The sequence below is a fragment of the Sorangium sp. So ce590 genome (assembly GCF_051521365.1).
Taxonomy (GTDB): domain Bacteria; phylum Myxococcota_A; class Polyangia; order Polyangiales; family Polyangiaceae; genus Sorangium.
Genome location: NZ_CP150346.1, coordinates 9,952,020 through 9,975,155, shown reverse-complemented (window position 1 = coordinate 9,975,155; position 23,136 = coordinate 9,952,020). Strand labels below are relative to the sequence as shown.

Here is a 23,136-nt window from a genome sequence, read left to right as displayed (position 1 = left end):
GCCGTGGAAACCCGCACCTTCGACAACGTGGCGAGCCTCGCGTACTTCGCGCCGGAGCTCGGCCTGATCGCCGCCGTCCTGCTGCTCGTCGTGTGGGACCTCGCGTCGCCGGCGCGCCTCAAGATCGTCGGCCTCGTCGTCATCAGCCTGGCGGCGCTCGCCTGGTCGGGCGGGATGGGCGCCTACTTCCTGGCGAAGGACGCCGGCCCCCACGAGCTCTTCCACGGGCTGCTCGCGTTCGATCGCTTCTCCAACCTGTTCCGCGTGATCTTCGCGTTCGTCACCGGGGTGATCGTCCTCTTCTCGGTGCCGCCGCGGGGGCCGGGCGTCGCGCCCGAGCTCCGCCGCGACCAGGGGGAGTTTTTCGCGCTGATCCTCGTGCTCTCGCTGGGCATGAACCTCATGGCGGCGAGCCGCCACCTGCTGCTCATCTACCTGTCGCTCGAGCTCGTCAGCGTGATGAGCTTCGTGCTGGCCGGCTTCAAGATCAACGACGCGAGATCGAGCGAGGGGGCGCTCAAGTACGTCATCTTCGGCGGCGTCGCGTCGGGGATCATGCTCTACGGGATGAGCTGGATCTTCGGCATCACCGCGTCGATGCACCTCGGCGAGTGCGCGGCCCGGATCGCCGCGCTGACGGCGCAGCAGGGCAAGGTGCCCGAGGTCGTCTTCGTCGGCACGGCCTGCATGCTCGCGGGCTTCGGTTACAAGATCAGCGCCGCGCCGTTCCACATGTGGACGCCGGACGTGTACGAGGGCGCGCCGACGCCGGTGACCGCGTTCCTCTCGGTCGGGCCCAAGGCGGCCGGCTTCGCGGTGCTGGTCCGCTTCTTCTCGGACGCGCTCGGCGCCGGGGGCGCGTCGTCGGCCGTCGCGACGCCGTGGCCGGTGCTCGCCGGGTGCCTCGCGATGGCGACCATGACCGTCGGCAACCTCTCGGCGCTCGGGCAGGAGAACGTGAAGCGCATGCTCGCCTACTCGAGCATCGCGCACGCCGGCTACATGTTGCTCGGCTTCTCCGTGTTCAGCGACGCCGGCGTCGCCGCGATCGCGTTCTACATCGTCACCTACTGCTTCATGAACCTCGGCGCGTTCATGGTGGTGATGGTCGTGGCCGAGCAGAGCGGCGGAGACGAGACGCTCTCCGCCTTCCGGGGGCTCGGGCGCCGCGCGCCGCTCGTCGCCGCGGCGATGGCCGTGTTCCTTGTCTCGCTCACCGGCCTGCCCCCGACGGCCGGCTTCGTCGGCAAGTTCTACCTCTTCTCGGCGCTGCTCACCGCCGGGGGCGCGTGGCCCTGGGTCCTCGCGATCGTCGGCGTGGTGAACAGCGTGATCTCGCTCTTCTATTACGCGCGCGTCCTCCGCGCGATGTACCTCGAGAAGGGCGAGCGCACCGAGCCCGCAGCCGTGCGGCCGCTGCTCGGCGCGACGACATGCGCGCTCGCGGTTCCGACCCTGCTGCTCGGCGTCTACTGGGGGCCCGTTTACGATTTCGTGGCGAGCTCGCTTTCGATGCTGCGCTGACCTGCGCGCTGAGCGGCGACCGCCCTCCTCGACGGGCGCGCGCTCGCCCGGCCGCACGCGGCGGTATCGATCTCCCCGCGATCCTTGCTAGTGTGCGCGCGCGTGGCGACGACGCAGGACTCGAGCTCTCCAGAAAACCGTTTCACGCGAGGGGTGCGCCTTGTCCCGGGCGGCCTGGACATCGGCGGCAAGCTGGTCCCGCTGTACGCCGGCAGCCTGCATTACTGGCGCCTCGATCCGTCGGACTGGCGCGCTTGCCTCGAGGCCACGCGGGCGCTCGGCGTTCACCTGATCGACATCTATGTGCCCTGGGCCGTTCACGAGACCGGTCCGGGCCAGTTCGATTTCGGCCAAGTCGATCTGCGCCGCGACGTCGGCGCCTTTCTCCGTCTCGCGCACGATCTCGGCTTTTACGTCATCGCCCGCCCGGGCCCGCACATCAACGCGGAGCTCACCTGCTTCGGCATCCCCGAGCGCGTCATCTGGGACCCGAGCTGCCAGGCCCGCTCCGCGCGGAACAACCCGGTCGTGCTCCCGATGCTCCCCTACGGGTTCCCGGTCCCGAGCTACGCGAGCAACGCATTCCACGACGAGGTCGCCCGCTACTTCCACGCGCTCGCCCCTGTGCTCAAGCCGTACCTCTATCCGGACGGGCCGATCGTGCTCCTCCAGATCGACAACGAGGGCGCGCTCTACTTCCGCGACGGCGCGTACGACCAGGACTACCACCCGGACGCGATCTCCCTGTACCGCGACTTCCTGCGCGAGAAGTACCGCACGATCGAGGCGCTCCAGCGCGTGTACGCGCGGCGGGCGGATCCCCCGCCGGAGGGCGCCGCGGTCGAGGACGCCGGCGCGGCGCTCCTGCGCGCGGTGGCCCGCGAGCGCGCGCCCGTCGAGGAGGGCGGCCTGCGGTTCGCCACGATCACGCCGCCGGTCGCGTTCGACGCCGAGGCGCCGGCCGAGCTCGCGCGCCACCTCGACTGGAGCGAGTTCCACGAGCACCTCCTCGAGGTCGCCATGGGCCGCTTCGCGAAGGCGCTCGCCGCGGCCGGGCTCGACGGGCTGCCCACGATGCACAACTTCCCGATGGGCCAGGATGCGACGCCGCTCAACCCGGCCCGCATCTCGCGCGTCGTCGACCTCGTCGGCCTCGACTACTACAGCGTCGCGAGCCCGAGCAGCCGCCAGATCATCGCCCGCCGGACGAGCGAGCTCGCCGTGCGCTGCGAGGCGCTCTCCCTGCCGCCCTTCGCGTGCGAGATGGGCGCCGGCTTCCCGCCGTTCTTCCCGCCGCTCGATGAGCGCGACAGCATCTTCGTGATGATGGCCGCGCTCGCCTACGGGCTGCGCGGGTACAACATCTACATGGCGGTCGAGCGCGATCGCTGGATCGGCGCGCCGATCGATCCGCACGGCCGCCCGCGCCCGTTCGCCGCCTTCTGGCGGAAGCTCTCCACGGCGCTCGAGGCCACGAGGTTTCACGCGCTCCGCCGCCCGGCGCCGGTGCGCATCGTCACGCCGCGCACCGAGCGCCGGCTCACCCGCGTGATGCACGCCTTCGGCCCGCTCACCGGGGCCTTCTTCTCGATCATGAACTTCGGCGCGCGCGACCGCTGCCTGGAGGACGATCTCGGGCTCGGCTACCCGCTCGCGGTGGAGCCCGACACGTTCGTGCGCGCGTTCGAGGAGGCGCTCGACGCGCGCGGCGTCCCCTACGCCCACGTGGGGGGCGAGGATCGCGACATCTCGCTCGTGGGGGCGCGCTGGGTCATCTGCGCGACCTCGGGCGGCCTGAGCCCGGAGCTGTTCGCGTGGCTCGAGGCGACGGCGGGGCAGGGGACGCTGATCACGCTCGGCCCGCGCGAGCCCGTGTTCGACGGCGCCTTCCGCCCGCTCCCGCAGCCGTACGACCTGCGGCGGCTCCTCGCCCCCGGGCAGAACCTGCCGGCGCTCCTCCAGGACGACCCGGCCGCGGCGGACTCCGCGGTGTCGCGTGCCATCGACGCGCTCGGCCTGCCGACCTTCGCGTGCGATCCCGACAGCGTGTTCGCCACGCTGCACGAGGACGCGTCCGGCACGCCGCGGGTGCTTTTCCTGCTGAACCCCGGGGACGCGGACGTGGTGGCGCGCGTCACCGTGAGCGCGTCGCGCGCGCGCGACGTCCTGGACGACGCGCACTTCGAGGCGCGGCGAGGGGCGCTGGAGGTTCGGCTCGTGCCCCGCTCGGTGCGGATGCTTGCGCTGGAGTGACGGCGCGCGAGGGAGAGAGCTCGCCGTCTCGGCTCAAGCGTATCGCATCGACCAAGCTCGTCCCTGGTTTCGTGAGAGAAGAAGCCACAGAGGGCACAGAGGAGAGAATAAAGAGGCTCTGTGGTCCTGATTCGTTCCATCAGGGAACCGGGAACGAGCTTTGGTGGCGCGCCGCCTCGTGGTCAGCGCTCGAACCGCAGCGAGTTGCCTTCGGCGTCGCGGAAGCGGCCCATGCCGATCATGAGCATGTCGATCAGCGACCAAATGCCGAATCCGCCGCACGTCAAGAGCTTGGCGATGCCGAGCCCGGTCTGTCCCAGATAGAAGCGATCCGCGCCCAGGGTCCCCAGGAAATACGAGAGCAAGAAGAGCGTGGACTGGCTCTTGGTCGGATAACCGACGGGCGTGTCGCGCTTGAGCACGAGGCCCTGGGCGTCTCGCATGGATCCGGTGCCGATGAGGACCAGATCGATGAGGGTCCAGAATCCGAAACCGCCGCAGGTGAACAGCTTCAGGAGGCCGAGCCCGGTCTGGCCGAGGTAGAGGCGATCGGCGCCGAAGATCCCGAGAAAGGCCGCGAGCAGGAAGGCTGTCGCCTGATCCTTGTCGGAGTAGGGCTGCATCGCTCCGGGGTGCGGCGGCCCGCCGCCGTACGCCGGCGGCGGCCCCCAGCCGCCTCCGGGCGGCCCGCCCTGTCCTCCCGGCGGTGCGCCCCATCCTGCGCCCGGCGGCGGGTATCCTCCGCCGGGAGGCGGGTAGCCCCCACCCGGCGGCGAAGCTCCCCCGCCCGGCGGCGGGTATCCGCCTGGCGAGGGCGCGCCCCCGCCCGGCGCCACGCCCTGGCCGCCCGGAGGGCTCGAGCCCCAGCCGCCGCCGTTTCCCCAGCTTCCACCTCCGCTCCCCCAGCTTCCGCCCCCGGGCGGAACCCCGCCACCGCTCGTGCTCATGCTCGCTCCCTCCAGCTGACGCGGCGGTGAAGGCTGCCGAGAGCCTCCGCGGTCGTCGGCCGAGCTTGACTGTATCCCGGAACCGCCGCGCTGCGCTCGCGCAACGCGGAAATCGCTGGTGGTCGCCGGAGGCCCACCCTACCTTGGCCCCCAGCGCGCCGCTGAGCGCGGCGTACCAGGCGAACGCTACCGGCGATGAACCAAGATACCCTGTCCGATCGATGGCTGTCGTTCTCCCTCCGGGCGGGGCTCATCGCGCTGTTCTTCTGGATGGTGAAGGGGCTGCTCGTCCCCGTCCTGCTCGGCGGCCTGGTCGCGCTCCTCGTCTCCCCGCTCCAGCGCCGCCTCGCGCCTCGACTCGGCCGCTTCCGCCAGCTCGCGCCTGCGATCTCCACGATCGGCGTGGTGATCCTCGTGTGCATCCCGCTCGCCGTGATCATCATCGAGGCTTCTGCCTCGATCAGCCGCTTCTTCTCCCGGGACTGGTCGAGCACCATTGAGGGCGTCCAGGGCCTCCTGAATGACGGGCGGCTGACGGGGCTCCTCAACAGGGCCGGCCTCTCCGGGGACGACGTCCGCACGTACGTGAGCAACCTGTTCCAGCGGGTGGGCAGCTCGATGGCGGGCTTCGCGGGGGGCATGGTCGCCGCGGTGCCGCAGACGATCGTCGACGCCTTCCTGTTCATCGTGGCGCTGTACTACCTGCTCCGCGACGGCGGCCAGCTGCTGCGCTGGCTGCTCAAGCAGTCGCCGTTCAGGAACGAGGAGACCGACGTCCTCTTTGCGTCGATCCAGGACACGGTGAACGGCGCCGTCCTCGGCCTGCTCGCGACGGCGGCCGTCCAGGGGACGCTGACGACGATCGCGCTCTTCGTTTGCAAGGTACCGGGCGCTTTCCTGCTCGGCCTCCTCGCCACGCTGCTCTCGCTCGTCCCCATGATCGGCACCACGCCGGTGACGCTGGGCGCGGCCATCTACCTGTTCGTCATCGGGCGCATCGGCGGGGGCATCGGCATGTGCGCCGCGGCCGTCCTCGTCGGGCTCTCGGACAACGTGATCCGGCCGTGGGTCCAGAGCTCGCACGGCGGGATGCACCCGCTCATCGCCCTGCTCTCCATCTTCGGTGGGCTCGAGCTGTTCGGCGCAGCAGGCATCTTCATCGGTCCGGTCGTCGCCGCGTTCGTCATCTGGGCGGTCAACACCCGCGCGAGCCTCCCGGTGGGGCCGCACACCTCGCAGCCGCCGCCCTCGATGGGCTCGCCGACATCGCGGCCGCCGCCGGGCTCTCGACCGCCGCCGGGCTCTCGACCGCCGCCCGCGTGAGCCGACGGCGCGCGCTGCGAGCGAGCCGCGCGCGGCGCCCTCACCAGCGCTCGATGCGGTAGCCCCGCCGCTCGGCGACGCGGCGCAGCCGCGGGTCGGGGTTCACGGCGACCGGCTCCGCCACGAGCTCGAGGAGCGGCAGATCGCTGATGCTGTCCGTGTAGAACGTCGCGTCCTCCAGCCGGAAGCCCTGCGCATCGGCCAGCGCCCCCGCGCGCGCGACCTTGCCCTCTCCGAGGCAGAGCGGGGGCGCGGCGCGGCCGGTGAAGTGACCGCGCTCGTCGATCTCGAGCTCGCTCGCGACGAGGTGCTCGATCCTGAGCCGCCTGGCCAGCGGGCGCGAGGCATAGAGGGTCGCGCCGGTCACGATGGCGCAGAGGTCTCCTGCCGCCTGGTGCCGCCGCACGGCCTCGCGCCCCGCGTCGGCGATGTGCGGCTCGACGTGGAGCCGGAACCAGTCGTCGCAGCGGGCCGCGAGGACGGTCTCGGGCACGCCCCGGAGCGCGATCAGCGCCCGCTCGACGACCTTCTCGGCGTCGAGGATGCCGAGCGTGTATTGCCCGACCCAGTAGAGGGTCCTCAGGAGATCGCGCGTCGTCGCCTCGCCGATCTGGCGCTGGTACTTCACGTAGAGGCTCGCCGTCTCCTTGCGCAGCAGCGTGCGGTCCATGTCGAACAGCGCCGCGCGCCGGCGCGCCGCGCGGCCGTCCCGCGGCACGGCGCCGTCCTGCAGCGGCGGCGGGCCGGCGCTGCGCGCGGGGCCCGGCGCCGTCTCGTCGAACGAGGTGCTCACGGCGATTGAACGTAGCCGTTGGCGAGGGTGAGGGAGAAGAGATTGCACGCCGCGTGGAACAGCAGCGGCGCCCCGATGCCGCCGGTGCGCGCCCGCAGCCACCCGAAGAGGAGCGCGGGGAAGAACACGGCGAGCCGCGCGGGGTGCAGGATCGTGAGCACGTGGCCGAGCGCGAAGATCGCCGACGAGACGAGCCACGCCGGGCCGAGCGTCGCGCCGAGGACGCGGACGCGCGCCGGGAAGACGCGGTCGAGGGCGCTCTGGAGGTAGCCGCGGAAGAACGCCTCCTCGGGCAGCGCGACCACGAGCAGCTGCGCGGCGATCTCGTCGGCGGACGGCGGGCGCAGCACGAACGGCGAGGTCACGCCCCAGTACATCCGGTAGCCGAGCCAGAACGCCGGGAAGAAGAGCGCGGCGGCCAGGGCGGCCCAGGCGACGGCGTGGAGCGCGGCGCGGGCGAGCCGCTCTGCCGACAGCGGCACGGGCTCGAGGATCCCCCCGAGCGACAGGCCGTGGGCGCGGATCGTCGCCTCGTCGTACCGCAGCACGAGCCAGAACGTCGCCGCGAGGAACGTGAGGCCGACGAGCGTGCCGGCGTAGCTCTTCGGCGCCGCGTAGGACACCGCCGTCACGGCGGCGGTCGTGATGGCCGCGGCGAGGAGCGTGCGCGCGGCGGTCGGCTCGGGAGGCCGTGGGCGCTCGCCGTGGAGCGCGCCCGCGGCGTCCACCTCGGCCGGCGCGCCGGGCGCCTCGGCGCCGGCTCGGGGGTGCACGTCGCGGCTCGGTTCGATGGGCGTCGGCGGTTGCAAGGCGTGTTCGTCGCGGAGGGATGCGCGCGGGGATGGCGGCGCCGCGGGCGTCGCGGCCGCGCGCGCCCAGCGTAACCGCGAGCCCGGCGCTGCGCGACGGCCAGCGCGGCGGGCTCGCGAGCCCGGCGCTGCTCACAGGTCCAGCCATCGCCCGTTTTCTGGCCTTCCCGCCCAGTCACGTTAGAGTGCGGCCGCTGTGGCGTTTTCCCGACTTCGCTGTCTGCTGAAGCCGCTGGCCTGCGCGCTGCTTGCGTCCTCTGTGGCGCTCGGTCCGGCGCCCGCGCTGGCCGCTTCGCCGTTCCTCATGACACCGGCGGCGAGCGTCGCCGAGGCCTCCCCGGCGTACCGCTACGCCAACATGACGGACGACGAGGCGATGGCCGAGCTGGATCGCCGGAAGATCCTGTACCTCAGGGTCGACCGCGCGCCCGGCGTGCGCGCGCCGATCCGGCTCACGGGCCGGCTGAACGGCGTGTACTTCCATTCGGTGCTCCCGCCCGAGCAGCGCGTGGCGAGCATGTTCGAGATCCTGGACGCGCGCCTTGCGCTCGCCCTCGACGATTTCGCGGTCGTGCTCTCGCGGCACGATATCGACGAGGTCGTCCATTACACGATGTATCGACCCAACGTGCCGATGCCGGGCCGCGGGGGGGGCGACGACGAGGCAGCGCACGGGCACGGGCACGGGACCGCGCAGGCAAAGGCCGCGGACAGCGACGTTCGCAAGGAATCGACGAGGTCCGCACCGCCGGTCGAGCTGGGCAAGAAGGGCGCGCTCGACGGGACGTCGAAGGCGCCCGAGGAGCGCCCGCGACGCCTGAAGGAGAAGGGCGCGGCGGAGGGCGGCGCGAAGGAGAAGGGCGCGAAGGAGAAGGGCGCGAAGGAGAAGGGCGCGAAGGAGGGCGGCGCGAAGGAGGGCGGCGCGAAGGAGGGCAGCGCGAAGGAGAAGGGCACGGCGGAGGGCGGCGCGAAGGAGAAGGGCGCGACGGCGGCCGCTCGAAGCGCGGCGTCCAGCGCTCCGGGCAAACCGGAGCGGACGACCGCAGCGCGCAGTGCGCCCGTCAAGGCCGCTGGCAAGACCGGCGCGCGCCGCGCCGCCCATCGCGAGCCCGTGACGTCGACCCGGGCCACGGCGTCTCCGGCCAAGCGCCGCGGCGGCGTCGCGCTGCGCAGCGACGCTGGCCAGAAGCCCCGCGGCGACGTGGCGCCGCGCAGCGACGCTGGCCAGAAGCCCCGCGGCGACGTGGCGCCGCGTAGCGACGCTGGCCAGAAGCCCCGCGGCGCGTGGGCGCCGCCCGGCACGCGTCACCCCGCGGGCCTGGCCATCGACGTAGGCGCGCTCAAGAAGCGCGACGGCACCTGGATCAGCGTCGCTCGCCACTTCCACGGGCGCATCGGGGACAAGACCTGCGGCGAGGGGGCGCCCCAGCCCGAGCTCCCCGAGGCGCGCGAGCTCCGGTCGATCGTGTGCGAGGCGGCGGATCTCGGGATTTTCACGTACGTGCTGACGCCCAATTACAACGCGCCGCACGCCGACCATTACCATATGGAGATCAAGCCGGGCGTCCGGTGGTTTCTCTATCACTGAGCGCGCGCCGCGCCCCTGTACAGCCCTGAACGGGGCGCCGCGCCCCACTGCACATCCGTTGATTGCGCGTTTTTTGATGAGCTGAGCGGTTTCTGCGCGCAACTCCCGCCCCGAGAGCGACGATTCCCTTCCCGAACGAAGGCGCCGGCGCTCCGCCGCGCGCCCTCGCGAGGGAGGTCGACGGACATGGTGCAGAAGAAAGACGGACAGCCGCTCCCGGGGACTTCCTACCGCCTGCTCCGGAGGATCGGGGCAGGCTCGTGCTCCGAGGTCTTCGAGGTGACGGGTCGCCGCGGCCAGCTGCGCGCGCTCAAGCTGCTCCGCGCCATGCACGAGGGGTCGAGCGAGGTCGGCGCGCGCCTCGTCCAGGAGGGGCGCGCGCTCTCGACGCTGAGCCACCCGCACATCGTGAAGGTCGAGGAGGTCGGCGTGACGAGCGACGGCCGTCCCTTCCTCGTCATGCCGCGCCTCTTCGGCGAGACGCTGCGCGAGCGGCTCGACGCGCACGGACCGCTCGCGGCGCCCACCGCCGTGTGCATCGCCATCCAGGTGCTCGGCGGGCTCGCCGCGACCCACCGCGCCGGCATCGTCCACCGCGACATCAAGCCGGCCAACGTCTTCCTCGCGCAGGCGAGCGGCGCCGAGCAGGGCGCGGCCGGCCTGGAGAGCGCGCCCGGCGCGCCCCAGGCCGAGCACGCGGTGCTGATCGACTTCGGCATCGCCAAGGTGAGCTGCGAGGCGCTCGGGCCGTCGACGGGCTCGAACGTCCTCGGCACGCCGCGCTACCTGTCGCCCGAGCAGATCCGGGGCGAGGAGGTCGACGCGCGCACCGACGTCTACGCGGTGGGGCTCCTGCTGTTCGAGGCGATCACCGGGCGAGGGCCGTTTCCGGTGGTCGACTCGATGGCGGTGATGCGGGCGCACCTCGGCACGCCGGCGCCGCGGCTCCGCTCGCTCCTCTGGGTACCTCCGGCGCTCGACCACGCGGTCGCGCGCGCCCTCGAGAAGGACCCGGGGCTCCGCTGGCAAACGGCGGACGCGATGGCCGCCGCGCTCGCGGAGGCGCAGGGAGAAGACGGAGGCAGGGAGACGCCCGCTCACGACGACCCGGGGCGGGCCGCCCCGCCCGGCGGCGCGGGCAGCGCGCGGGCGCAGCTCGCGGACGGAGGGGCGCGATGAACGGCGCGTCCGCTGAGGGCCGCACGCTCCTGTACGCGGGCGGCGCGCTGCTCGCGCCGCAGGCTCCTCGCGCGCGGCCGCTCCACGCGCTGGGCGAGGTGGAGCCGTCCGAACGCGCGCGGCTGCTCCACGCGCTGGGCGAGGTGGAGCCGTCCGAGGAGGCGTGGCCGCTCCGCGCGCTCATCGAGGGCGAATCGCTCCCCGGTACCCCGTACGTCGTGGTGCGCCTGCTCGGTCAGGGCGGCATGGGCGAGGTGTACGAGGTCGAGCACCGTGAGCTCGGCCGCCGGTTCGCGGTGAAGCTGCTGCACCGCATCCACGCTGGCCGAAGCGATCTTTCGGCGCGCATGCGCGCCGAGGCGCGCTCGATCGCCCGCCTGCGCCACCGGAGCCTGCCCGAGGTGTTCGATCTCGGCACCACCGAAGGCGGCCGCCCCTACTTCGCCATGGAGCTGCTCGAGGGGCGCGACCTCAGGACCGAGCTCGCGCGCCTCGGCGTGGTCGCCGTCCCGACCGCGCTCCGCCTGGTCCTGCAGGCCCTCTCCGCGCTGTCGCTCGCCCACGCGGCCGGCATCGTCCACCGCGACCTCAAGCTGGAGAACCTGTTTCTGTGCGACGACGGCACGCTCAAGGTCCTCGACTTCGGCATCGCCAAGCTCCTCCACGCCGGCGCCTCGCTGACCGCCCCGGACGCGGTCATCGGCACGCCGAGGATGATGGCGCCCGAGCAATGCGCCGCCCGGCCGATCGATCCGCGCGCGGACATCTACGCGATGGGCCTCGTCCTTTACGAGCTCGTCGCCGGCCGAGGCCCGTTCGACGAGCTGCGCGGCCGGCGCGATGAGCTCCGCTTCGCTCACTGCGAGCGGGAGCCGCCCCCGCCGTCGCGCTTCGCGCCGCAGCCCATCCCGGCCGCCCTCGATACGCTGATCCTTCGCGCCATCGCGAAGGCGCCCGAGCATCGCTTCCAGACGGCCGCCGACATGGAGGCCGCTGCGCGCCGCCTGCACGACGGAGCGCCGTCGTGCGCGGCGCTCGCGGCCAGCGCGACGGAGCTCACCCCGACCGCCTTCGACGCCGTCGCGGCCGGCGCGGGCGCCCGCGCCGTCGCGCCCGCCGCCGCGCAGCGCACGACGGCGCTCGCCTCGCCGGGCCGCCGCAGCGCCGGAGCCGCGCTCCTCCCCCGCCGCCTGCGGACGCGCTCGAAGCCGCGCGCATGGCCCGCGCAGCACGTCGCCCGCGCCGCGTCGCGCGCCGCCGCCCTCGGCGTCTGCGCGCTCGCCCTCGCGTCCGCCGCGCTCGGGCTCACGCTCGCGCAGCGCTGGATCGTGGCGGGCGATCACCCCGCGCCTTCGCCGCGGTCCGCGCAGGCCGCGGCGCAGGCGCGCTCGGCTGTAAGGTAGCCTCGTCGAGCCCGTTCTCCTGTCGACGCCGCAATGCGGAGTGGAGGGACCATGAACCGGACGCGACGAATCGGGCTGGCTTGTTTGGCGATCTCGCTCCTCGCGGGCGCCGCCTCGTGCGGCGGCAGCACCGCGACGCGGCCGGCGGACTCCGCGCCGAAGGGCGCAGGCGCGACCGCCAGCGCGCCCGGGTTCGCCGCCTCCGGCGCACCCGGGCTCTCGGACGGCGCCGCCTCCGATCCGGGCGCGCCGGCCCCGCCGCCGCGCGAGGCCTCGCCCATGGCGCCCTCCGCCGAGGTCGAGCGCCCCTCGTCCACGCGCGACGAAGGCCGCGCCGAGGGGGCGGCGCGCAAGGCGCCGAGCCGCCAGGTCGCCCCGGAGCCGATCGACCGCCCGGGCCTCGGCACCGAGTGGGGCGAGACGCGCGTGTCCCGCATCTCGACCGCGCCGTTCGTCCGCGCCGACGCCGCGCGGCCGTTCGTTGTCGCGAGCCTGTTCTACAACGACGCCGAGGGGGCCCGCGCCATGGCGAGCGCGTCCGGCTTCCGCCGCACGTCGCCGCAGGCCTTCACGCTCGCCGGCGGCGCCGTCGCGATCGGGCTGCGCGGCGAGGGCGGCGGCTTCCTGAGCGGCTTCGTCGCCGGCGAGACGAGCCACGTCGTCGGCGAGGCCGGCCAGCGCTACAGCATCGTGCTGCGCAACCTCACGCCGAACCGGGTCGAGTGCGTCGTATCGGTCGACGGCCTCGACGTCATGGACGGCCAGCCCGCGGCGTTCGGCAAGCGCGGTTACCTGGTCGATCCCCACGGCGAGCTCGAGATCGACGGTTTCCGTCAGAGCCTGGACACGGTCGCGGCGTTCCGCTTCGGCTCGGTCCGCGGCTCCTATGCGAACCAGAAGCACGGCGACACGAGGAACGTCGGCGTGATCGGCGTGGCCCTCTTCCACGAGCGCGGCACGGCGCCCTGGACGCTCGATGACGTCCGGCGCCGCCGGGAGGCGAACCCGTTCCCGGGGCAGTTCGCCACGCCGCCTGGACATTGAGCCTTTCCAGCCGCATTCCGCGCCTGCGCTGCGCTCCGGTAAAATCAAGCTCCCGCTCCGGCGCCCTCCGGGCTAGTCCACGGCACGGTGTCGAGCTTATTGAACCCGTCTCAACGTGCGGCCGTCGAGCACGAGCTCGGGCCAATGCTGGTGCTCGCCGGCGCCGGATCCGGCAAGACGCGGGTCGTGACCACGCGGATCGCCCGCCTGCTCGATCGCGGCGTCTCGGCGCGCTCCATCCTGGCGATGACCTTCACCAACAAGGCCGCCGCCGAGATGCACGAGCGCGTCGGCAAGCTCGTCGGCTCGAAGGTCGCGCGCGAGCTCAAGGTCTGCACCTTCCACCGCTTCGGCCTCGACGTGCTCGGCGCGGAGACCCGCGCCCTCGGCCTGCGAGGCGGCTCCTTCGCCATCTTCGACCAGTCCGACGCGCTGGGGGTCATCCGCGAGATCCTCCGCGAGCTCCGCGCCGGCAAGAGCTACGACGTCGGCGCGATCCTCTCTCGCATCTCGAACGCCAAGAACGCGTTCCTCGACGCCGAGACGTGGGCCGAGGCGCAGCGGCAGGGCAAGGGCATCGACGATTACGACGAGATCTCGATGCTCGTGTACCCGCGCTACATCGCGGCGCTGCGCTCGTTCCAGGCCTTCGACTTCGACGACCTCATCTGCGAGGTGGTCCGCCTCTGGCAGGCGCGCGCCGACGTCCTCGAGCGCTGGCGGATGCGCTACCGCTTCGTGATCGTCGACGAGTACCAGGACACGAACCGCGCCCAGCTCGAGCTGCTGCGCCTGCTCTGCGGAGAGCACCGCAACGTGTGCGTCGTCGGCGACGACGACCAGTCGATCTACGCCTGGCGCGGCGCCGACGTGCGCAACATCCTCGATTTCGAGGAGCATTTCTCGGGCGCGAAGGTCGTCAAGCTCGAGCACAACTACCGCTCGCGCAAGCCCATCCTCGACGTCGCCAACGCGGTGCTCGCCAAGTCCGGCGCCCGGCGGCACAAGAAGTCGCTCATCGCCACCCGCGAGGAGGGCGACACGGTGCGGTCCATCATCTGCGCCGACCCCGACGTCGAGGCGAGCTTCGTGGCCACGGAGGCGCAGCGCCTCCTGGAGCGCGAGGCCGCGCGGCCGAAGGACATCGCCGTGCTCTACCGCTCGAACCTCCAGGCGGCCGCGATCGAGTCGGCCCTCAAGGAGCGGCAGATCCCGATCCGGATGATCGGCGGCCAGCAGTTCTTCGAGCGCAAGGAGGTCAAGGACCTCATCGCTTACCTGCGCGTCGCGCTGAACCCGAACGACGAGATGTCGCTGCGGCGCATCCTGAACTACCCGGCGCGCGGCGTCGGCGACGCCGCGGTCGCCAAGCTCGGCGCCTACGCGACGGCGCACGACACCTCGCTCTGGACGGCGGTGTCGCGGCCGCACGCCATCCACGAGCTGAGCTCCGCCGCGATCGAGGGGTGCCGCCAGCTGCTCCGGATCATCGAGGCCTCGCGCGCGCGGCTCGAGCGCGGCGAGCCCTCCGCGGCGGTCGCCCGCGCGCTCCTCGACGACGCCGGCTTCAAGGAGGACATCATGACCGGCTCCTCCACGAACAACGCCGCCGCGCGCCGCTGGGGCAACCTCGAGGGCCTGCTCAACGTCTTCGGGCGCCGCGACGAGAAGGGGAAGGGGGACCGCGCGAGCTTCGCCGAGTTCCTGCGGCTGCTCGCCCTGCGGCAGGACTCCGAGGAGGACGAGGCCACCGATCGCGTGACGCTCACCACGATGCACGGCGCGAAGGGCCTGGAGTTCCCTTACGTCTTCGTGATCGGCCTGGAGGAGGGGCTGATGCCCCACCAGCGCAGCCTCGACGAGCGCGCCACGGACGCCGCCCCGATCAGCGCCGAGGGCGGAGAGGCGGGCGGGCACAGCATCGAGGAGGAGCGCCGGCTCTTCTACGTCGCGGTCACGCGGGCCCGCGATCGGCTCTACCTCATGCGGGCCAAGCACCGCGGGTCGCGCGGCAAGATGGTGCCGAGGACGCCGAGCAGGTTCATGCTCGACATCCCCCCCGAGCTCCTGGACGAGCGCGAGGAGCTCGCGCCCGTCGCTCCGGCGATGGAGAAGGTCAAGGCGGGGGCTGCCGGCGTGCTGGCCGCGCTGTCGATAAACCCGTTCGCCGGGGATCCCCCCGTCGTCCCCCGCCGCCGCATCTGAGCGGGCGCCGGGGACGGCGGGGGGCGGGGGATCAGATGGCGGAGCCCTCGGAGGCGGCAGCGAAGCCGGCGCGGGTGATCTCCTGCACGCCCTTGCGCGTGACGAAGTCGCGGAAGCTCTCGCCCTCGGCGCGGCCGGCCATGTAGTGCCGCGCGATGGCGGCGATCACCTTGGGCGTCTCCTCCTCGGGGATGCGGCCGTCGAGGCGCTCGCCGATGCGCGCGCTCGGGCCGCAGCAGCCGCCCACGCGGAGCGAGTAGTGCGGGCGCTCGACCCCGTCCTTGCCCTTCACCATCAGGCCCGTCATCCCGATGTCGGCGACGTGGTGCTGACCGCACGAGTTCGGGCACCCCGAGATCTTGATGTCGAACTCGCCGAGGGCGCTCACGAAATCGTCGGCCTCCTGGCGGCTGCCGTTCGGCACCAGGTGCTCCCGGATGCGCGCCCCGACCTGCATGCTCTTCGTGATCGCGAGCGTGCAGTAGTCGCCGCCGGGGCAGGCCACCACGTCGGTGATGTGCCCGGCGTCCGCCTCGGCGAGGCCGAGCTGCGAGAGCTCGCGGTGCAGGTTGAGCAGCTGCCCCTCCGGCACCCAGCGCAGCACGAAGTTCTGGGTGTTCGTCGCCCGCACCTCGCCGTTGGCGTAGCGCCGGGAGAGGTCGGCCAGGCTCTTCAGCTGCTCGCTCGTGATGTCGCCGAGCGGCAGCTTGACCGTCGCCACCCGGTAGCCGGGCTGCGTCTGCGCGATCGTGTTGGTCCGCTTCCAGCGCGCATAGGCGCCGTCGCCCAGCGTCTCTCGCGACGGCGTGAGCGGGGGCGGGTCGCTCTCCCGGTACTCGGACACGTACCGCGCCACCTCGGCCGCGAGCGCCTCGCCCCGCGCCGCCTTGATGCGATCGAACTCCTCGTCGAGCCGGCGCAGGAACTCGGCCTCGCCGAGCTTGCGGATCAGGAACTTGAGCCGCGCCTTCTTCCGGTTCTTCCGCTCGCCGTCCCGGTGGAACACGCTCACCACCGCCTCGCACACCAGCAGCACGTCCGAGACCGGGATGAACTCCCGCCAGAGATGGGCGATCTCGGGCGTCGAGCCGAGCCCGCCCGCCACGTAGACGGTGAAGCCCTGGCCGAGATCGCCGACCTTGGCCAGCAGGCCGACGTCGTTGATCATGAGCTGCGCGTGATCGCGCGCGCTGCCCGACAGGCTCACCTTGAACTTCCGGGGCAGGCGCCGGTTGTGCTCGTGGAAGAGGAAGTGCTCCGTGACCGCGTGCGCGTACGGCGTCACGTCGAACACCTCGTCCTCGACGACCCCCGCGAGGTGCGACGCGGTGACGTTGCGGAGGGTGTCGGCGCACGCGCCGACCGTGGTCACACCTGCGCGCGCCAGCGCGTGCTGCAGGTCGATGGTCTCCTCGATCTCCAGGTAGTGGAGCTGGATGTCCTGGCGTGTTGTGACGTGCGCTAGCCCGCGACCCCACCGCTCGGTCACTTCGGCGAGCGCTTCGAGCTGCGCTGCCGTCAGCTGCCCGCCCGGGATCTTGATGCGCTGCATGTGCTTAACGTGCGCGAGCTGCGCGTAGACCCCCATGGCCAGCCGAAGCGGGCGGAACTGGTCAGGGGTCAGCTCACCACGTTTGAATTTGGCGACGTTCTCGGCGTGTTCGTCGATGGCCGCCGCAAGGCGCTCGACTGGTTGCAACATGACCGATGGTATTCCCTATATTTCCGACGCGTCAAGTGCGACAATTATCAAAGCCGGTGCAAGGGAAGCACCGGGCCCCTTCCTGCCTCCCATGAAGACCGATCTGCCGACCTCGACCGATGCTGTGCACGCGGGTGTGCTCCGCGAGCGTCCGTCCCACACCCTCGCGCCCGCGATCGCGCAGACGGCGACGTACACGTTTGCGAACACAGCGGATCTCGAGCGCTACTTCGCCGGGGGCGACGTGGACCCGGAGCGGCAGGAGTACGGCCGCTACGGAAACCCCACCGTGCGCGAGGTCGAGCAGCGGATCGCGGCGCTCGATCGCGCCGAGGACGCGCTGCTCTTCGCGAGCGGGATGGCGGCGGTGACGACCACGGCGTTCGCCCTGCTCAAGGCGGGCGATCACGTCATCCTGTTCCGCGACGTGTACCGCCGCACGCGGCAGTTCGTGATCCACGTGCTCTCGCGGCTCGGCGTCGAGCACACGCTGATCGACCCGGGCGCGTTCGACCAGCTCGAGGCGGCCTTCAGGCCGCGCACCCGCTTCGCGCTGAGCGAGTCGCCGACGAACCCGTACCTGCACTGCATCGACCTCTCCCGCTTCGCCGAGATCTGCAAGAAGGCGCGCGTCAAGACGATCGTCGACGCGACGTTCGCGACCCCGTACAACTCCGACCCGATCGGGCGCGGCATCGACCTCGTCGTCCACAGCGCCAGCAAGTACCTGTCCGGCCACAACGACGTCCTCGGCGGCGCGGTGTCCGGGTCGAACGCGCTGATCTCGCTGGTCCGCGACATGCGCAGCGTCCTCGGCGGCATCATGGACCCCCACGCCGCGGCGCTGGTCGGCCGCGGGATGAAGACGCTCGCGCTCCGCGTCGAGCGGCAGAACGCGACGGGGCTCGCGGTGGCGCGCGCGCTCGAGGCGCACCCCGCCGTGGAGCGGGTGTTCTACCCGGGGCTCCCGTCGCACCCGGATCACAAGGTCGCGGCCGAGCAGATGCGCGGCTTCGGCGGCGTCGTGAGCTTCATCGTGCGCGGCGGGCGCGAGGCGGCCGCGCGCGTCGTCGACGGCACGCGCATCGCCGCGATCGCCCCGAGCTTCGGCGGCGTGGAGACGCTCATCGAGCAGCCGTGCATCATGAGCTTCCACGAGCTGAGCGACGAGCAGCTCGCCGCGATCGGCATCTCCCCCGCGCTGATCCGCCTGTCGGTCGGCGTCGAGGAGGCGGAGGACGTCGTGAAGGACGTCCTCGGCGCGCTCGACGCGCTCGGCAAGGCCTAGCTCCCGAGCTTCCGCAGCTTCCGCTGCAGCGTCCGCCGGTCGATCCCGAGCAGCTTCGCCGCGGTGGCCACCACGCCGCCCGACTCCCGGAGCGCGGCGCGGATCGCCTCGCGCTCCAGGTCGTCCAGCTTCAGGCTCCCGGGCGGAGGCGTCGGCGCCGCCGAGGACGGCGGGGGCCGCTGGCGGTCGCGCAGGCTCGCGGCCTCGCGCAGGTTCGCGGCCTCGCGCAGGAGCTTGTCCGCGTCGACGGGCTTGCTGAGCAGCGTGTCCGCGCCCTCGCGCATCGCCGCCACCGCGAGCGGGATGTCCCCGAACCCGGTCAGCATCACGATCGCCGCGTCGGGCTGCAGCTTGCGGTACTTGGCGAGCGCGCTGAGCCCGTCGCCGCGCGGCATGCGGTAGTCGATGACCACGAGGTCCACCGGCTCGTACTCGAGCGCCACGAGCCCCTCGTCGATCGTCGCCGCGGTCCTCGCCACGACGCCGCGGCGCCGCAGCGCTCCCTGCAGGGTCGTGCGGAACGCGTCGTCGTCGTCCACGAGCAGCGCAGTCTCGATCCGTCGCGCCATCTTCACCTCAGGCCGCCCCGGCGCGCTTCAGCGCGGGGGAGAGATCTGCGTCCATCGGGCCCGGGGTCCCGTCGAGGCGGAGGCGCAAGGTCGCCTTCGCCCCGCCGGTCTCGACGCTCTCCATGCGCAGCACAGCGTTCATGCGCGAGGCCATCATCGAGCTGATGTAGAGCCCGAGCCCCATCCCGCCCTGGGACATCTTCGTCGTCTGGAAGGGCTCCCCGAGCCGCCCGGCGATCTCGGGGCTCAGCCCCGGCCCGGTGTCGGAGACCGCGATCTCGCAGACGTCGCCGCGCTCGACGACGCTCAGCTCGATCCGCTGCTCGGCCCCGTCGGCCGTCGCCTCGGCGGCGTTGGTGAGCAGGTTGACGAGCACCTGGCGGAGCGCCGGCTTGAGCACGTTCGCCTGGACCAGCCGCGGCGTGTCGAACGCGAGCTCGCCCCGGTAGCCGAGCCGCGCGAGCTCGGCCTTCGCCAGGTCGCGCACGAAGCGGGTGAGCTCCAGCGGCTCGAGCCGCTGGTCGAGCCGGATCTGGCCGCGCATCAGGCTGATGATGTCGCTCGCGCGCCTGGCCTCGCCGGCCACCGTCTCGGCCATGCGCGCCGCGTCCTCGGAGCCCGTCTCGCGCGCCACGTCGACGAGGTCCTTGCTCGCGAGGAGGATCGTCGCGAGCGGCGTGCTGAGCTCGTGCGACATGCCGCCGACCATGCGCCCGAGCATCGCCAGCCGCTCGTTGCGCTGGCTCTGCTGCCGGAGCTCCTCGAGCCTGTGCGCGTAGACGACGACGAAGAAGCCGAGGAACACCGTCAGCGACGTGAGCGAGACGAGGTCGCCGAGCTGCCGGATGCGGTCGCCGCCGAGCGGCGCGGAGTCGAGCGGCAGCGGCGCCGCGTGGGTCAGCACGGCGATCGCGGTCAGGGTCAAGAGGCCCAGGAGCACGGTCGTGCGCCGCGGGCAGAGCAGGCCGGAGAGGGCGATGTGGAAGGCGAGGAAGACGGCGAACGGGTTCTCCAGCCCGCCCGAGAACCAGAGCATCCAGGCGTTCGCGACGACGTCGCCCACGAGCTGGGCGCGCGCGAGCTCCTGCGCGGGCGCGGGCTCGCGCGTCGAGGCCTCGGCCGCGTCCAGCCGGCGCGCGCGCCGGACCCGGAAGGTCCAGGCGAGGTTCGCCACGGTGATGGCCGCGACGCCGAGGATCAGCGGCCCGAGCCTGAGGTCGGGCACGAGCTTCCTGCTCGCGACCGTCGTGGCGATCATCCCCGCGATCGCCACCCAGCGCAGCTGGATCAGCCACCGATCGGCGGTGTCCCACGACGGGGGCTTCGGCCCGGACAGCAGCACCGCGAGCCGCCGCCGCGCCGCCGGCGGCGCGGCGCTCTTGGCGGGGTCGGGACCTGCGTCAAACGACCATGGTTGGAAGGAGGGTTGCATCCGCGCGCGGACAGGGGGGCTTTCCAGGGTGCGGTCGAGGTGCCCGGCGTTCAGCCCGGAGCCACCTTTCGACGTTGCCCTGCATCCGCCCCCTTGTACCGCGCACGAAAGCCGCGAGCACGCGCGAGGTGCGTCCGTGCCCACTCCCGGGGGGTTGGCACGGAAAACTCCCGTGATTCCCGCGACTTTTGATTGTGATCTTGCTTACATTCGACGCGTGCCGCGGGGCGCTCGGCCCCGCAGCCGGTCACTCGGTCCCCTGATGGACCTGCTTGGGCGGCGGGGCGACCTTGTGCGGTCGCTTCACGTTCCAGTTGTCGACGGCGCGCTTTCCGTCGAACGGCGCCTTGATGTCCGCCGGCCGCTCGGCCTCGATCCGCTCGGCTCGCCCGCGGTTGTTCGTGTCGAACATGGTGAAGCCGATGAAGATCGCCAGGAAGATGAGCGACGAGGCGAAGATCAGGGCGTGGAACTTATGGTCCCACTTCAGGTGCATGAAGATGAGCGCCACGACGCCCGCCTTCACCGTCGCGATGAGGACCGCGATGGCCAGGTTGGCCGCGCCGAGGTCGACGTAGCTCGCCCCCACGGTCACGACCGTGAGCACGAGCAGCGCGAGCCACGTGACGATGTAGACCTTGAGCGGCAGGACGTGGGGCACGTGGTCTGCGCCGTGCCCGTGGCCATGGCCGTGCTCGTTTCCGTGCGCGCCGGCTGCTTCTGCGTGTGTCGACATGCTGTCCTCTAGACCTCAGCCCACCAGGTAGAGGAGGGGGAAGAGATAGATCCAGATGAGGTCGACGAGGTGCCAGTACAGCCCCACCCCTTCGACCGGCGAGTAGTAACGGCTCGAGAACTCACCCCGCGTGTTGCGGATGAGGATCCACGTGATGAGCCCCATCCCGATGATGACGTGCACGCCGTGAATGCCGGTCATCATGAAGTAGATCGCGAAGAAGATCCCCGCGTGGGCCGTGGTGAAGCCCTCGGCGGTGAAGTACTTCCCGGGCAGGAGGCCGTCGTGGAACTTGTGCTGGTACTCGAAGTACTTGATGACGAGGAACGCGGCCGCGCAGAGCAGGGTCACCACCAGCAGCCGGGTGGTGGTCTTCTGGTCGCTCTTCTGCGCTGACCGGACGGCGAGCGCCATCGTCAGGCTGGAACAGATGAGCACGAGCGTGTTGATGCCGCCCATCACCCTGTCGAGGTGGTGGTGGGCTTCGACGAAGGAGTCGAAGAACCAGGTCCGGAAGACGGCGAACGCGCAGAACAGCCCGCCGAAGAGGAGCACCTCGGTGACCAGGAAGAGCCAGATGCCCATCCTGCCGGCGTCGAACTGCGTGTCCGCGGAGTCGAAATGATGGGCGACGTGGAAATTCGGGGACAGGACCGCCCCTGCCTTGTTCGGCCGATCGGCGGCCTCGGCGTGCGCGCTCATGAGTTCTCCGTGTTGAAGTCGTATGCGCCCTTGGTCACGATCGGGGTGCGGACGAAGTTCTCGGTGATGGGCGGGGAGGCGGTTGTCCACTCGAGGCTGAGCCCGCCCCAGGGGTTCACCGGCGCCGGGGCGCCGGACCGGAGCGAGCGGATGAAGCAGACGAGCATCACGGAGACGCCGGCGCCCAGGATCCACGAGCCCACGGTCGAGAAGGCGTGCAGCGGCTGGAACTGGTCCAGGTAGTTGTAGTAGCGCCGCGGCATCCCGCGGCTGCCCAGGACGAACTGCGAGAAGAACGTGACGTTGAACCCGATGAAGACGAGCACGCAGGCGATGGCGGCGAGCCTCTCGGAGTACATCTTCCCGGTGATCTTGGGCCACCAGTGGTGGAGCCCGCCGAAGAAGGCGATGACGGTGCCGCCCACCATCACGTAGTGGAAGTGCGCGACAACGAAGTACGTATCGTGGAGGTGCAGGTCCACGCTGAGCATCCCGAGGAAGACGCCGGTGAGGCCGCCGATCGAGAAGAGGATGAGGAACGACAGCGCGTACAGCATCGGCGCCTTGAAGCTGATCGAGCCGCGCCACAGCGTGGCGGTCCAGTTGAAGACCTTGACCCCGCTGGGGATGGCGACGAGGAAGGTCAGGAACGAGAAGATGATCGCCGCGAACTCGCTCTGGCCCGAGGTGAACATGTGGTGGCCCCACACGAGGAAGCCGACCAGGGCGATGGCGACGCTGGAGAAGGCGATCGCCTTGTAGCCGAAGACCCTGCGCCGCGCGTGGACGGCGATGAGCTCGCTGATGATGCCCATGCCCGGCAGGATCATGATGTAAACGGCCGGGTGGCTGTAGAACCAGAAGAAGTGCTGGTAGAGCACCGGGTCGCCGCCGAGCGCCGGGTCGAAGATGCCGATGTTGAACGCGCGCTCGGCGATGAGCAGGAGGAGCGTGATGCCGAGGACGGGGGTCGCGAGGATCTGGACGATGCTCGTCGCGTAGAGCGACCAGAGCATGAGCGGCATCTTGTACCAGCCCATCCCGGGCGCCCGGAGCTTGTGCATCGTGACGATGAAGTTCAGCCCCGTGAGCACGCTGGAGAAGCCGAGGATGAAGACGCCGAACGTGACGCTCAGGACCGAGGTCGTCGTCACCGTGCTCGAGTACGGGACGTAGAACGTCCAGCCGGTGTCGATGCCGCCCGTGACGAGCGACGACAGCGTGAAGAGGGCGCCGATCCAGTAGAGGTACAGGCTGAGGAGGTTCAGCTTGGGGAAGGCGACGTCCTTCGCGCCGATCATGATCGGCAGGAGGAAGTTGCCGAGCGCGCCGGGGATGCTCGGGATGATGAACAGGAACGTCATCACCGCGCCGTGGAGCGTGAACATCTGGTTATAGGCGTTCGCGCTGATGATCGTCGCCTTCGGCGTCAGGAGCTCGAGCCGCAGGATGAGCGCGAAGACGCCGCCCATGAGGAACGCGATGAAGGTGCTGGCGAGGTACATCAGGCCGATCCGCTTGTGATCGACCGTGGTGAGCCACGACATGATCCCGCTCTTGGCCCGGATGTAGTCCACTCCGTGGCCGGCGTCGGGCGCCGTATTGACATCAAGGGTTGTTACGGTCTGCGACATGGCTG

The 23,136-nt window shown here is 71.5% G+C and carries 18 protein-coding genes; 9 read left to right on the top strand and 9 right to left on the bottom strand.

Annotated elements, in window-relative coordinates; all coding sequences use genetic code 11:
* The first annotated feature begins 3 nt into the window (after positions 1-3).
* On the top strand, positions 4-1,524 hold the full coding sequence (locus WMF28_RS37815; RefSeq protein ID WP_437598442.1) for an NADH-quinone oxidoreductase subunit N: 1,521 nt from the start codon (positions 4-6) through the stop codon (positions 1,522-1,524).
* Between the two features lie 153 nt (positions 1,525-1,677).
* A complete protein-coding gene (locus WMF28_RS37810) occupies positions 1,678-3,777 on the top strand; it encodes a beta-galactosidase (RefSeq protein WP_437598441.1) in 2,100 nt (699 codons plus the stop codon).
* A 182-nt stretch (positions 3,778-3,959) separates the two neighbouring features.
* Here the strand turns inward: WMF28_RS37810 and WMF28_RS37805 are convergent, their stop codons facing one another.
* Positions 3,960-4,724, bottom strand: a complete 765-nt coding sequence (locus WMF28_RS37805) for a TM2 domain-containing protein (protein WP_437598439.1) — start codon at positions 4,722-4,724, stop codon at positions 3,960-3,962.
* A gap of 195 nt (positions 4,725-4,919) precedes the next feature.
* Between WMF28_RS37805 and WMF28_RS37800 the strand changes: the two genes are divergently transcribed.
* Positions 4,920-6,047, top strand: a complete 1,128-nt coding sequence (locus tag WMF28_RS37800) for an AI-2E family transporter (protein ID WP_437598438.1) — start codon at positions 4,920-4,922, stop codon at positions 6,045-6,047.
* A 40-nt stretch (positions 6,048-6,087) separates the two neighbouring features.
* Here the strand turns inward: WMF28_RS37800 and WMF28_RS37795 are convergent, their stop codons facing one another.
* Positions 6,088-6,840, bottom strand: a complete 753-nt coding sequence (locus WMF28_RS37795) for an HAD family hydrolase (RefSeq protein WP_437598436.1) — start codon at positions 6,838-6,840, stop codon at positions 6,088-6,090.
* Positions 6,837-7,649 carry a myxosortase MrtC gene (mrtC, locus tag WMF28_RS37790; protein WP_437598434.1) on the bottom strand — a complete coding sequence of 271 codons (813 nt, stop codon included), beginning with the start codon at positions 7,647-7,649 and terminating at the stop codon, positions 6,837-6,839. Before mrtC ends, WMF28_RS37795 begins: the two co-directional genes overlap by 4 nt.
* Before the next feature lie 196 nt (positions 7,650-7,845).
* Between mrtC and WMF28_RS37785 the strand changes: the two genes are divergently transcribed.
* The 5 genes from WMF28_RS37785 to WMF28_RS37765 all read left to right on the top strand — a co-directional run bounded on the left by WMF28_RS37785 (position 7,846) and on the right by WMF28_RS37765 (position 15,068).
* Positions 7,846-9,237 carry an extensin family protein gene (locus WMF28_RS37785; RefSeq protein WP_437598433.1) on the top strand — a complete coding sequence of 464 codons (1,392 nt, stop codon included), beginning with the start codon at positions 7,846-7,848 and terminating at the stop codon, positions 9,235-9,237.
* 186 nt (positions 9,238-9,423) lie between these two features.
* Positions 9,424-10,416, top strand: coding sequence for a serine/threonine-protein kinase (locus WMF28_RS37780; RefSeq protein ID WP_437598432.1), 993 nt, complete (start codon positions 9,424-9,426; stop codon positions 10,414-10,416).
* A complete protein-coding gene (locus tag WMF28_RS37775; protein ID WP_437598431.1) occupies positions 10,413-11,819 on the top strand; it encodes a serine/threonine-protein kinase in 1,407 nt (468 codons plus the stop codon). Before WMF28_RS37780 ends, WMF28_RS37775 begins: the two co-directional genes overlap by 4 nt.
* A gap of 51 nt (positions 11,820-11,870) precedes the next feature.
* A complete protein-coding gene (locus tag WMF28_RS37770; RefSeq protein ID WP_437598430.1) occupies positions 11,871-12,863 on the top strand; it encodes a hypothetical protein in 993 nt (330 codons plus the stop codon).
* 87 nt (positions 12,864-12,950) lie between these two features.
* Complete coding sequence (locus WMF28_RS37765) at positions 12,951-15,068, top strand: ATP-dependent helicase (protein WP_437598429.1); 2,118 nt, start codon at positions 12,951-12,953, stop codon at positions 15,066-15,068.
* 31 nt (positions 15,069-15,099) lie between these two features.
* On the opposite strand, the gene WMF28_RS37760 is transcribed toward WMF28_RS37765, so the two are convergent.
* Complete coding sequence (locus WMF28_RS37760) at positions 15,100-16,770, bottom strand: nitrite/sulfite reductase (RefSeq protein ID WP_437598428.1); 1,671 nt, start codon at positions 16,768-16,770, stop codon at positions 15,100-15,102.
* A 91-nt stretch (positions 16,771-16,861) separates the two neighbouring features.
* Between WMF28_RS37760 and WMF28_RS37755 the strand changes: the two genes are divergently transcribed.
* Positions 16,862-18,058: a trans-sulfuration enzyme family protein gene (locus tag WMF28_RS37755; protein WP_437598427.1), complete on the top strand. Its 1,197-nt coding sequence runs from the start codon at positions 16,862-16,864 to the stop codon at positions 18,056-18,058.
* Here WMF28_RS37755 and WMF28_RS37750 read toward each other — a convergent pair.
* From WMF28_RS37750 to ctaD, 5 genes are all read right to left on the bottom strand, one after another.
* The gene (locus WMF28_RS37750) at positions 18,055-18,627 is read right to left on the bottom strand and encodes a response regulator transcription factor (protein ID WP_437598426.1); all 573 of its coding nucleotides are present in this window, start codon (positions 18,625-18,627) and stop codon (positions 18,055-18,057) included. The genes WMF28_RS37755 and WMF28_RS37750 overlap by 4 nt on opposite strands.
* Positions 18,628-18,634: 7 nt before the next feature.
* Positions 18,635-20,059: a sensor histidine kinase gene (locus WMF28_RS37745; protein ID WP_437598424.1), complete on the bottom strand. Its 1,425-nt coding sequence runs from the start codon at positions 20,057-20,059 to the stop codon at positions 18,635-18,637.
* Between the two features lie 247 nt (positions 20,060-20,306).
* Complete coding sequence (locus WMF28_RS37740) at positions 20,307-20,795, bottom strand: cytochrome C oxidase subunit IV family protein (protein ID WP_437598423.1); 489 nt, start codon at positions 20,793-20,795, stop codon at positions 20,307-20,309.
* A gap of 15 nt (positions 20,796-20,810) precedes the next feature.
* Positions 20,811-21,497: a cytochrome c oxidase subunit 3 family protein gene (locus WMF28_RS37735; RefSeq protein WP_437598421.1), complete on the bottom strand. Its 687-nt coding sequence runs from the start codon at positions 21,495-21,497 to the stop codon at positions 20,811-20,813.
* Positions 21,494-23,131: a cytochrome c oxidase subunit I gene (ctaD, locus tag WMF28_RS37730; protein ID WP_437598418.1), complete on the bottom strand. Its 1,638-nt coding sequence runs from the start codon at positions 23,129-23,131 to the stop codon at positions 21,494-21,496. Before ctaD ends, WMF28_RS37735 begins: the two co-directional genes overlap by 4 nt.
* Positions 23,132-23,136 lie beyond the last annotated feature (5 nt).